The organism is Stenotrophomonas sp. PS02301 (assembly GCF_029959485.1).
Lineage (GTDB): Bacteria > Pseudomonadota > Gammaproteobacteria > Xanthomonadales > Xanthomonadaceae > Stenotrophomonas > Stenotrophomonas maltophilia_Z.
Window position 1 is genome coordinate 1 of sequence record NZ_JASCOO010000124.1, and the last position, 11,102, is coordinate 11,102.

General features: G+C 66.2%; 9 protein-coding genes. All 9 read right to left on the minus strand.

All coding sequences use genetic code 11. The features are described from left to right. Positions 1 to 239: 239 nt before the first annotated feature. Complete coding sequence (gene bamA / locus QMX81_RS19115) at positions 240 to 2,606, minus strand: outer membrane protein assembly factor BamA (RefSeq protein ID WP_121041476.1); 2,367 nt, start codon at positions 2,604 to 2,606, stop codon at positions 240 to 242. A 73-nt stretch (positions 2,607 to 2,679) separates the two neighbouring features. Next, positions 2,680 to 4,038: an RIP metalloprotease RseP gene (gene rseP, locus QMX81_RS19120; protein WP_282263840.1), complete on the minus strand. Its 1,359-nt coding sequence runs from the start codon at positions 4,036 to 4,038 to the stop codon at positions 2,680 to 2,682. Between the two features lie 34 nt (positions 4,039 to 4,072). Beyond that, on the minus strand, positions 4,073 to 5,263 hold the full coding sequence (locus QMX81_RS19125) for a 1-deoxy-D-xylulose-5-phosphate reductoisomerase (RefSeq protein ID WP_152151756.1): 1,191 nt from the start codon (positions 5,261 to 5,263) through the stop codon (positions 4,073 to 4,075). Between the two features lie 2 nt (positions 5,264 to 5,265). Next, positions 5,266 to 6,090, minus strand: a complete 825-nt coding sequence (locus QMX81_RS19130; RefSeq protein WP_152151758.1) for a phosphatidate cytidylyltransferase — start codon at positions 6,088 to 6,090, stop codon at positions 5,266 to 5,268. After that, entirely contained in the window at positions 6,087 to 6,857 is a 771-nt protein-coding gene (gene uppS, locus QMX81_RS19135; RefSeq protein WP_282263845.1) for a polyprenyl diphosphate synthase, read from the minus strand. The genes QMX81_RS19130 and uppS overlap by 4 nt, the downstream gene beginning before the upstream one ends. A gap of 5 nt (positions 6,858 to 6,862) precedes the next feature. Further along, positions 6,863 to 7,420: a ribosome recycling factor gene (gene frr / locus QMX81_RS19140; RefSeq protein ID WP_121041484.1), complete on the minus strand. Its 558-nt coding sequence runs from the start codon at positions 7,418 to 7,420 to the stop codon at positions 6,863 to 6,865. A gap of 99 nt (positions 7,421 to 7,519) precedes the next feature. Continuing rightward, positions 7,520 to 8,248, minus strand: coding sequence for a UMP kinase (gene pyrH / locus QMX81_RS19145; RefSeq protein WP_121041486.1), 729 nt, complete (start codon positions 8,246 to 8,248; stop codon positions 7,520 to 7,522). Between the two features lie 133 nt (positions 8,249 to 8,381). Beyond that, positions 8,382 to 9,881: a GGDEF domain-containing protein gene (locus QMX81_RS19150; RefSeq protein ID WP_152151760.1), complete on the minus strand. Its 1,500-nt coding sequence runs from the start codon at positions 9,879 to 9,881 to the stop codon at positions 8,382 to 8,384. 192 nt (positions 9,882 to 10,073) lie between these two features. Next, positions 10,074 to 10,952 carry a translation elongation factor Ts gene (gene tsf / locus QMX81_RS19155; protein ID WP_088433310.1) on the minus strand — a complete coding sequence of 293 codons (879 nt, stop codon included), beginning with the start codon at positions 10,950 to 10,952 and terminating at the stop codon, positions 10,074 to 10,076. Positions 10,953 to 11,102: the final 150 nt, after the last annotated feature.

Sequence of the window (11,102 nt, forward strand, 5' to 3'; positions counted from 1 at the left end):
GGGTCATGGCGGGCAGCCCGCCACGACCCCCGACGGTTCAGCGCGAGCGCGGCAGGGTAGTGCCGGCCGCTGGCCTGACCCAGAAACGAAAACGCCGGGCAAAGCCCGGCGAATGCGTACCGCGTCTGGTGGAGAGGCCCCCTTCTGTTAAGGGGGCCGCGCCGACGGCGCGGGGGATAGGAGGAATCGTTGGGCCCCAAGGTTTGCTGCGCAAACCTTGGGCAATTCACGTTAGGCGGTCAGAACTGACCGCCGAACGTGAATTGCAGACGCTCGACTTCGTCGCCGTCTTCCTTCTTGAGCGGGAAGGCGTAGCTGATCGAGATCGGGCCGACCGGGGCGCGCCACAGCAGGGCCACACCGGTTGACACGCGCAGTTCGTTGGCCTTGAAGTTGTCCACGCCGGTGTACACGTTGCCGAAGTCCACGAAGGCCGAGATGCGGGCCGAGGGGCTGTCGAACAGGCGCGGGAAGTAGGCTTCCACCGAACCAACGGTCTTCAGCGAGCCACCCAGCGGCTGGCCGCGGTTGTAGCTCAGGGTCGGTTCCGAACGCGGGCCGAGGGTGTTGTCCTCGAAACCACGCACCGAGTTGGTACCACCGGCGTAGAAGTTCTCGTAGAACGGCAGGCCAGCGGCGGTCACCACGCGGGTGCTGCCATCCGGGTTGGTGATCACGCGGGTGGTGTCATTGCCGTAGCTGTCGCCGTAGCCGACTTCGGCGCGGGTGTTGATGACCAGCTGCGGGATGATCGGCCAGTACTTGGAGAACTGATAGTTCAGCTTGTAGTACTCCACGGTCGAACCCGGCAGCGTGGTTTCCAGGCCGACGCGCTGGTAGGTACCGCGGGTCGGCATGAAGTAGTCGTTGCGGGTATCGCGCGCCCAGCCCAGCTCGGTGCGCCAGGAATGGAACGTGCGCTGGCCGATGGCATCGATGTAATCGATGATCGCCTGCGGGGTCGACCCCTGGTACGTGGTGATCTGGTTGCTGTCGATGCCCACCATCAGCGAGACGGTGTCGTTCTCGGTGATCGGCACGCCGAACACCACCTGCGCGGCACCATTGGTGCTGTTGTACTGCGCGGTGTTGAAGTCGGAGTAATCCAGTTCGCGCCAGGAAAGGTTGTAGCCCAGCGAGACGCCGTCATCGGTGAAGTACGGGTTGGTATAGCTGAAGCCGTAACGCTGCAGGTAGCTGCTGCGCGACGCTTCGACCGACACACGGTTGCCGCCGCCGAGGAAGTTGTTCTGCGACAGCTGCACCGAGGTGGTCATGCCGTAGGACTGCGAATAGCCCAGGCCGAACACGAAGCTGCCCGAGGTGGTTTCCTTGACGTTGTAGACCACGTCGACCTGGTCGTTGCTGCCGGTGACCGGCGGCGTTTCCACGTCGACCGATTCGAAGTAGCCCAGGCGCTGCAGACGGATCTTGGAGCGGTCGATCGCGGCCTGCGAGTACCAGCTGTTCTCGAACTGGCGCATTTCACGACGCAGCACTTCGTCGGAGGTGCGGGTGTTGCCCTTGAAGGTGATGCGGCGCACCGACACGCGCGGGCCGGGAACGACCTGCATGTTGATGGCCACCGTGCGGTCGGCACGGTTGCTGGTCGGGATCGGGTTCACCTTGGCGAAGGCGTAGCCGATGTTGGACAGCGAATTGGTGATCTGGTCCGAGCTGAACTCCAGCAGCGCACGCGAGAACGTGTCGCCGGATTTCTGGATCACCATGCGCTCGACATCTTCCTGCGGCAGGATGGTGTCGCCGGTGACCTTGATCTCGGAAATCTTGTACTGCTCACCCTCGGTCACGCCGGCGGTGATGAACATGTCGCGCTTGTCGGGACTGATCGAGACCTGGGTGGAATCGATGCTGAAATCCACGTAGCCGCGGTCCAGGTACCAGCCGTTGAGCTTTTCCAGATCGCCGGACAGCTTTTCCTTGGAGTACTGGTCGTCGCGGCGGTACCACGAGGCCCAGTTGTGCTCCTTGGATTCCCAGGTTTCCAGGATGTCCTTGGCCGGGAACTTCTCGGTGCCGACCAGGTTGACGTGCTGGATCTTGGCGGCCTTGCCTTCCTTGATCGCGATGGCGATGTCCACGCGGTTGCGGTCCAGCGGGCTCACCGTCGGGGTGATGTCCACGTTGTACTTGCCACGGTCGTTGTACTGGCGGCGCAGTTCCTGGGTCACCCGGTCCAGGCTCAGGCGGTCGAAGGTGCCGCCCTCGGTCAGGCCGATGTCGCTCAGGCCCTTGAGCAGCTGGTCGCTCTTGATGTCCTTGTTGCCGGTGACGGTCAACTTGTTGATCGCCGGGCGTTCCTTGACCGTGACCACGAGGATGTCGCCCTGGCGGTTGAGCTGGACGTCTTCGAAGAAGCCGGTCTTGTACAGCGCACGGATGGTCTCACCGACCTTGTTGTCGGTGATGGTGTCGCCACGTTCCACCGGCAGGTAGGTGAACACGGTACCGGAGGTGATGCGCTGGAGACCATCCACGCGGATGTCGCTGACGGTGAAGGGCTCGGCTGCCTGCGCCAGGGCGGGCGCGCCGAAACCGGCAACGAGTGCGAGGGCCAGCAGGCGGCGATTGGGGAGTCGCGTCATGTCACGTCCGGTTGGAGTCGATTTCAACATTGCGGGATGCCGGCGCATAAGACGACGACAAAAGGAAAAAAGTTCATCGCGGGACCAGGCCGAGGATGTCGTTGTAGAACGCCAATCCCATCAGCCCGGCCAGCAGCGCCAGGCCCACATACTGCCCGGCAGCCATGGCGCGCTCGCTCAGCGGGCTGCCCTTGACCAACTCGATAAGGTAATACAGCAGGTGCCCGCCGTCCAAGATGGGGATGGGCAACAGGTTGATGATGCACAGGCTCAGCGACAGCAGGGCCAGGAAATACAGGAACCAATCCAGGCCGCGTTTGGCCGAGACATTGGCGACCCGGGCAATGGTGACCGGGCCGGAGATGTTCTGCAGCGAGGCGTTGCCGGTGACGATGCGGCGCTTCATCCCCAGGGAATCGCCCGCCATCCGGGCGGTTTCGCGCAGGGCTACCGGCACTGCCGCAAACGGCCCGAACTTGAGTTCGGCGTCGTAGGCCGGGGCGTGGGTCTCCGGGAAACCGATGCCGATCTGCCAGGTCGGCTGGCCACGGCCGTCCACGCCCTGGCGGGGGGTGATCTCCAGCGCCAGCCGCTCGCCGCCGCGCAGGACGTCGATCATGCCGGGGCCGCCACGCTGGCCGAGCGCGGCGATCTGCGCCGGCACCTGGTCGGCACCTTCGATGCGCTGGCCGTCCACGGCCACGATCAGGTCGCCCGGCACCAGCACGCCCTGGGCAGCCGCGTCGGGCAGTACCTTGTCGACCAGCGCCGGCTGCAGCCAGAACTGCCAGCTCAACCCGGTCAGCTGGGGCACGCGGCGTTCATCGAAGCCGGCCGGCAGCTGCGACAGCGGCAGGGTGCGGGTGCGCACCTGGTCCAGGCCGTCGAGGACCTCGACCTTGGCATCGTGACGATCCATCGCCGCAGTGGTCAGCGCCATGCTGGCCTCGCCGGCGGTGGCCACGCTGCGGCCATCGACCTTGACCACACGGTCGCCGGCCTGCAGCCCGGCGGTCTGGGCCATGCCGGTGGTGCGGCCGATGGTGGCCGAATAATCCTGTTTCCCGATCACGAACATCGCCCACAGCAGGGCGATGCACAGGATCAGGTTGGCGGCCGGACCGGCGGCGACCACCGCGATCCGCTGCCACACGGTCTTGTGGTTGAAGGCCTGGCCGCGCTCGGCCGGGTGCACTTCCACCTCGCGCTCGTCCAGCATCTTCACGTAGCCGCCCAGCGGAATGGCGGCGATCGCGAATTCGGTGCCGGCGCGGTTGCGGCGCGACCACAGCGGCTTGCCAAATCCGACAGAGAAGCGCAGCACCTTGATCCCGCAACGGCGGGCTACCCAGTAATGGCCGAACTCGTGGAATGTCACCAGCAGGCCAAGGCTGACGATCATCCACCAGACGGATCCGATGAAATCACCCATGGTGATCAGCACTGTAAGGGGGCGTATGGGGCATTCAGGCGTGGTCGATGGCGGCTTGGGTGATCTGGCGGGCGCGCTGATCGGCGGTCAGCAGGCCCTCCAGTGTATCGGCGGACTCGCTCGACAGTGTTGACAGAGCGTTAGCGACCAGCGCTGGAATGGCAAGGAAAGCTGCCCGCCCCTGAAGAAACGCTGAAACCGCGACTTCATTGGCTGCATTGAGGATCGCCGGGGCGGTGCCACCGGCGGCCATCGCCTGCCAGGCGAGCTTCAGGCACGGGAAGGCCTCGGTGTCCGGGGCTTCGAAATCCAGCCGCCCCTGGGTCAGCAGATCCAGCCCGCCGACCCCGGATTCGATCCGTTGCGGCCAGCCCAGGCCGACGGCCAGGGTGGTGCGCATGTCCGGCAGGCCCATTTGGGCCAGGGTGGAGCCATCGACGAATTCGACCAGCGAATGCACCAGGCTCTGCGGGTGGACCAGCACGTCGATGCGCTCGCCGGGCACGCCGAACAGATGATGGGCTTCGATGACTTCGAGCCCTTTGTTCATCAATGTCGCCGAATCGACCGAGATCTTCGGGCCCATGGACCACTTCGGGTGGGCCACGGCCTGGGCCGGGGTCACCTGGGCCAACTGCTCACGGCTGCGGCCACGGAACGGGCCACCGGAGGCGGTCAGGATGATCCGGCGCACGCCGGCCCCATCGAGACTCGCATCGCGGGAGCGCAGGCACTGGAAGATCGCGCTGTGCTCACTGTCGATCGGGATGATCTCCGCCCCGGCGGCCGCGGCCTGGCGCATCAGCAGTTCGCCGGCCAGCACCAGTGATTCCTTGTTGGCCAGCAGGATGCGCTTGCCGGCGGTGGCCGCGGCGAGGGTCGAGGACAGCCCGGCGGCCCCCACGATGGCGGCGACCAGGGTGTCGCAGGCATCACTGGCGGCCAGCTGATCCAGCGCCGCAGCGCCCGCATGGGCCCGGGTGGCCAGGCCGGCGTCACGCAGGCCGTCGCGCAGGGCGGCATACCGCGATTCATCGGCAATCACGGCATGCGCCGGGCGGTGCACGGCGCACAGCGCGACCAGCGCATCGACCTGGCGGCCGGCGGCCAGCACGGTGACCTGGTAGCGGTCCGGATGGCGCGCGATCACGTCCAGCGCGGATGCGCCGATCGAACCGGTGGCGCCGAAGACGGCGACCTGGCGGGGGGCGGAAGCGCTGGCCATGGTTAGAACCCGAAGATTTCCTTGCCGAGTGCGAACACCGGCAGGGCGGCGAGAACGCCGTCGATACGATCGAGCACGCCGCCATGGCCCGGGATGATATGGCCCGAATCCTTGGCACCGGCGTGGCGCTTGATCAGGCTCTCATAGAGATCGCCCAGCACCGAGGCAAACACGGTGACCACGGCGGTGATCACCAGGCCGACCAGATGGCCGCTGTCGATCCCGGCCAGCCAGCCGAAGCCCAGCGCCACGATCAGGCCGGCGACCATGCCGCCCCCCAGGCCTTCCCAGGTCTTGTTGGGGCTGATCCGCGGGGCCAGCTTGGTGCGCCCGAAGGTGCGGCCGGCGAAGTAGGCGCCCGAATCGGCGGCCCAGACCACGGCCAGCGCGGTCAGCAGCCACAGGTGACCGTTGTCACCGCTGGCATGGATGAGCACCAGCGAGGCCCAGGCTGGAACGATCGCCAGGGTGCCGGCCAGCAGCTTGAGCGCACGTGCCGGGCTGCTCGGGCTGGCGCCGAAGTTGAAGAAGCGCAGCCACAGCAGCGCCATCAACCACCAGCCGATGCCGATCAGTGCGGCGATCTGGTACAGCACCAGCGAGCCGGCATCGGCCCACACGATCAGCACCATCAGCACCAGATTCAGCACCAGCAGCACGGTGCGGGCGAGGGTGTCTTCCACGTCGGCCAGCTTCAGCCATTCCCACAGGCCGATCAGGAACACGGCGGCCGCCGCGGCGGCCAGCCACTGGGTGGGCAGCATCAGGATGGCGAGAATGGCGACCGGCGCCATGATCAGCGCGGCGATGACTCGGGTCTTGGTCATGGGGAAGAGGTCTCGGTGGCCAAGGCGGCGATCTGGGCGCTGGTCAGGCCGAAACGGCGTTCACGCGCGGCATAGGCGTCGAACGCCTGCTGCAGGACGGCGGCGTCGAACTCGGGCCACAGTACGTCGGTGAACCACAGTTCGGTATAGGCCAGCTGCCAGAGCAGGAAATTGCTGATGCGGGTATCGCCACCGGTGCGGATGAACAGGTCCGGCGGTGGCAGGTCGGCCAGGGCCACGCGGCTGCTGAGCATCGCTTCGTCGATCTGCTCGGGCAGCAGGCGACCGGCCGCGACCTCGGCAGCGAGCTCGCGCGCGGCGCGGGCGATGTCCTGGCGGCCGCCGTAGCTGGCGGCGATGCTCAGGGTCATCGCACGGTTGCCGGCGGTGCGCTGTTCGGCCAGCTGCATGCGGCTGACCAGCCCGGCGCCGAAGCGCTCACGCTCGCCGATGAAACGTACGCGCACGCCACGGCGATGCAGCTCGTCCACTTCGCGGTCGAGCGCATTGAGGAACAGCTTCATCAGCGCGTCGACCTCATCGCTCGGCCGGCCCCAGTTTTCACTGGAGAAGGCGAACAGGGTCAGCGCGGCGATGCCCTGGTCGAGGCAGAAATCGATGGTGCGGTTGACCGCGCGCGCACCGGCACGATGGCCGATCACGCGCGGGCGACGACGCTTCTGCGCCCAACGCCCGTTGCCATCCATGATGATGGCAACATGGCGCGGCACGGGCGCGTCGGAACTGCTGGTCGGGGCCTGGGACATAGGGCTCAGACCGCCATCAGTTCCTTTTCTTTCTCGGCGACAACACTATCGACGTCCTTGATGGACTTGTCGGTCAGCTTCTGGATGTCGTCTTCGCCGCGCTTCTTGTCGTCTTCGCTGATCGCCTTGTCCTTGATCAGGGTGGCGATCGCCTTGTTGGCGTCCTGGCGGATGTTGCGGATGGCGATCTTGGCGCCTTCGCCTTCCTTCTGCACCTGCTTGCCCAGCTCCTTGCGGCGCTCTTCGGTCGGCGGCGGCAGGTTCAGGCGGATGACGGTGCCGGCCACGTTCGGGGTCAGGCCGAGGTCGGAGGCATAGATCGCCTTTTCCACGTCCTTGATCATGCCCTTGTCGAACAGCGTGATGACCAGCGAATGGCCCTCGGAGACGCTGATCGAGGCGACCTGGTTCAAGGGGGTGTCGGTGCCGTAGGCCTTGACGGTGATGCGATCCAGCAGGGCCGGGGAAGCACGGCCGGTGCGGATGGAGGTGAGGGTGTGCTTCAGAGCATCGATGCTCTTTGCCATGCGCGTCTGCGCGTCCTGCTTGATTTCGTTGAGCATCGCCCGAATCCTGGATGTAACTGGGAATCGGGCGATTATAGGCGAAGAAGGGGCTTCGCCGGGCCGTTCAGGGCGCCCGGTGTGGGGCGCCGCTCAGGCTCAGGTGTTGTCGCGGCCCTGCACCAGGGTGCCGATGTTGTCGCCGTGCAGGATCTTGAGCAGCTCGCCCGGCTGGCCCATGTCGAACACGCGCAGCGGCAGATCGCTGTCACGGGCCAGCGCGAAGGCGGCGGTATCCATCACTTCCAGCCCGCGACGGATCACTTCGTCGTAGGTCAGGCTGTCGAAACGGACCGCATCGCTGTACTTGTTCGGATCCTTGTCGTACACGCCGTCCACCTTGGTGGCCTTCAGCAGCAGGTCCGCGCCGATCTCGATCGCACGCAGGGCCGCGCCGGAATCGGTGGTGAAGAACGGGCTGCCGACGCCGGCGGCAAAGATCACCAGGCGGCCCTTTTCCAGATGGCGGATGGCGCGGCGACGGATGTAATCCTCGCAGACGTCGTTGATCTTGATCGCGCTCATCACGCGGGCCTTGGCGCCCAGCTTCTCCAGGGCGTCCTGCATGGCCAGCGCGTTGATCACGGTGGCGAGCATGCCCATCTGGTCGCCGGTCACCCGGTCCATGCCGCCTGCCGCCAGGCCGGCACCGCGGAAGATGTTGCCGCCGCCGATCACCAGGGCCACTTCGGCACCGGCGGCCTGCGCTTCCATCACCTCACGGGCGAGGCGGTGGATCACCTTGGGGTCGATGCCGTAGTCCTCGTCTCCCATCAGCGCCTCCCCGGAAACTTTCAACAGGATGCGGCGATAGGCGAGCTTTGACATGGCGATCTCTGGATGCGTGGAAAACGCCCGGATTCTACTGGAAGCCGGGCCATCGGGCAGCATAAATTTGCTGCACTGCGGCGTAGGCAGGCGCTGCGACGGCCGCGATCACGGCGCCGCGCGCCGGTCGGGCTCAGGCCGGGGCGGTACTGGGCGAGCGCGCGATGACGCGGTTGCGGCCCAGGTTCTTGGAGCGGTACAGCACGTCGTCGGCGGCTTTCAGCAGGTCCTGAACATCGGCGAAACGCTCGTAGCCCCCCTGGGTGGCCACGCCGGCGGAGAAGGTCACGAACAGTGGGCCACCGGCCGCTTCGGCCATCGGTGTGTTGACGATCGTGGCCAGTACCCGCCGGACCACTTCCAGTGCGACCGGCTCGGTGGTATTGGGCAGCAGCGCGATGAATTCCTCGCCGCCGAAACGGGCCACCGTATCGCTGTTGCGCAACTGCTCCTGCAGCTTGGTGGCGAACATGCGCAGCACCTGGTCACCCATGAGGTGGCCGTGGGCATCGTTGATCTTCTTGAAATCGTCCAGGTCGATGAAGGCGACCGAGAGTGGCCAGCCATGACGGGTGGCGCGCAGGAATTCCTGTTCGAGCACGGCTTCGAGCTGGCGGCGGTTGAGCACCCCGGTCAGTGCATCGCGGTGGGCCTGCTCGGCCAGCCGATTGGCGCGCGCCTCGAATTCATCCGCACGCTGGCGGGCCAGGGCGGCGTCCTGCATCTCGCGCAGGTTGCGCAGCGTGGCCAGCTCCTGGGCATGGTCGATCAGCTGCTGCACGCGCGAGGGCGAGAACAGCGGGGTCTCGAACAGGGTGCTGATATCCGGCAGCGATTCGCCGATGCGGGCCAGCACCTGGTCGAACTGGGCGCTGTCCAGGCCGAGGGTGTCGTGCACGCGCTGCAGGGCGTGTTCGCGGGCGGCATCGGCATCGGTGCCGAGCCAGATATCGGCCACGGCGCCGGACAGGGCGACGCAGTTCTGGAAATTGTCGTCGCCGGTGGCGGGCGATTCGCTGTGCGCGATGCTGTCCACCAGGTAGCGGGGCAGGCCCCATTCCTCGGCCACCCACGCCCCGACATCGGCATGGCTGCACTGCAGGTGTTCGCGCTCCAGTGCGACCAGGGCGTCGTTGTCGGCCGCCTGGCGCAGCAGCGGGAGATAGGTTTCCGGCTGCGCCTGGGCGAGGGCGAGCACGCCGATGTCCTGCAGCAGGCCGGCCAGCATCAGTTCCTCGGCTTTGCGCAGGCCGCGGGCCTGGCCGAGCAGGCTGGCTGCCAGCGCGCTGAGGATGCTGCGGCGCCACGCGCGCTCGCGCAGGTCCTGGCCGTCGCCGGCCGCGGTCAGGTTCTGGGTGACGGTGAAGCCCAGTGCCAGGCTGACGGTGGCATTCAGGCCGAGCATGGTCAGTGCCTGGCCGAGGTTCTCGATGCGCCGGCGGCTGGCATACAGCGGTGAATTGGCGATGCGCAGCATGCGGGCACTCAGCGCCATGTCGATGGCGATGATGTCGGCGGCGGTGGTGATGTCCGCTTCCGGATCCTGCGCCAGTTCGATGATGCGCAGGGCAATACCGGGCGGGGAGGGCAGGTTGCGGCAGAGCGCCAGGGCGGCTGTCAGCTCGGGAGGCATGGCGGGCTTTTCAGTGTGTTGGGGCAAGAATACCTGAGGTACATCACAGTTTCGTCCTTGATTTCTTGCGTTGACGCGGCAGATCGGTTTGGGAGTATTGCCCTGATCCGGCACACAAAGCAAAGCCAATGGACAAAAAAAAGAAGCCGCGGAGTCCGCGGCTTCTTTCGTAACACATTCAAGCGGTGAAGATCAGGCCAGACCGGCCTGCTTCATCACTTCGGCGGCGTAATCTTCCACCACCTTCTCGATGCCTTCGCCGACCGCCAGGCGCTGGAAGCCGACCACATCGGCACCGGCGGCCTTGAGGACCTGCTCGACCGACTGGTTGGTGTCCAGCACGTACGGCTGGCCGTACAGGGTCACTTCGTTGACGATCTTGGCGATCTTGCCGCTGATGATCTTTTCCAGGATATCGGCCGGCTTGGACTTGTCCTTGTCGGACATCTTGGCCAGTTCGATTTCCTTTTCCTTGGCAACGAACTCGGCCGGCACATCGGCGGCCTTGTTGTGCGGCGGGTTCATGGCAGCCACGTGCATGGCCAGGCCACGGGCCAGCTCTTCGTTGCCGCCGGCCAGTTCAACCAGCACGCCGATGCGGCCGCCGTGCACGTAGGCAGCGACGTTGTTGGTCGATTCCAGGCGCACGATGCGACGCACGTCGACCTTCTCGCCGACCTTGGCGATGACGGCAGCGCGGGCTTCTTCGATCGTCTCGCCGGACGGCAGCTTGGCGGCCTTCAGGGTGTCGATGTCGGCAGCGCCCGAGCTCAGCGCAGTGGCAGCAACCGCCTTGGTGAAGTCCAGGAAGTTGCTGTCCTTGGCGACGAAGTCGGTTTCCGAGTTGACTTCGACCAGCACGGCCTTGCCGCCGTCCTGGGCCGCCACGATGATGCCTTCGGCAGCCACGCGGTCAGCCTTCTTGTCGGCCTTGGCCAGGCCGGACTTGCGCAGCCATTCGGCCGAGGCGTCGATGTTGCCGCCGTTTTCGACGAGTGCCTTCTTGCACTCCATCATGCCGGCGCCAGTGCGCTCGCGCAGTTCCTTGACCAGGGAAGCAGTGATTTCCACGGGATTTCCTCACGAAAGAAAGGGGTTGGGCCGGCATGGTGGCCGGCCCGTGTGACAGGTGTCCTGTCGTCGCGCCAACGGCAGCGGACAGGAGCGGTGGGGGGGGCGGGCCCCCCCCCCCGCGGGGCGAGGCCCCGGGGGGGGGGGGGT

Excerpts from the sequence above, each read along its gene's own strand:
- bamA (WP_121041476.1), bottom strand. The coding sequence starts at position 2,606 with ATGACGCGACTCCCCAATCGCCGCCTGCTGGCCCTCGCACTCGTTGCC.
- rseP (WP_282263840.1), bottom strand. The coding sequence starts at position 4,038 with ATGGGTGATTTCATCGGATCCGTCTGGTGGATGATCGTCAGCCTTGGC.
- QMX81_RS19125 (WP_152151756.1), bottom strand. The coding sequence starts at position 5,263 with ATGGCCAGCGCTTCCGCCCCCCGCCAGGTCGCCGTCTTCGGCGCCACC.
- QMX81_RS19130 (WP_152151758.1), bottom strand. The coding sequence starts at position 6,090 with ATGACCAAGACCCGAGTCATCGCCGCGCTGATCATGGCGCCGGTCGCC.
- uppS (WP_282263845.1), bottom strand. The coding sequence starts at position 6,857 with ATGTCCCAGGCCCCGACCAGCAGTTCCGACGCGCCCGTGCCGCGCCAT.
- frr (WP_121041484.1), bottom strand. The coding sequence starts at position 7,420 with ATGCTCAACGAAATCAAGCAGGACGCGCAGACGCGCATGGCAAAGAGC.
- pyrH (WP_121041486.1), bottom strand. The coding sequence starts at position 8,248 with ATGTCAAAGCTCGCCTATCGCCGCATCCTGTTGAAAGTTTCCGGGGAG.
- QMX81_RS19150 (WP_152151760.1), bottom strand. The coding sequence starts at position 9,881 with ATGCCTCCCGAGCTGACAGCCGCCCTGGCGCTCTGCCGCAACCTGCCC.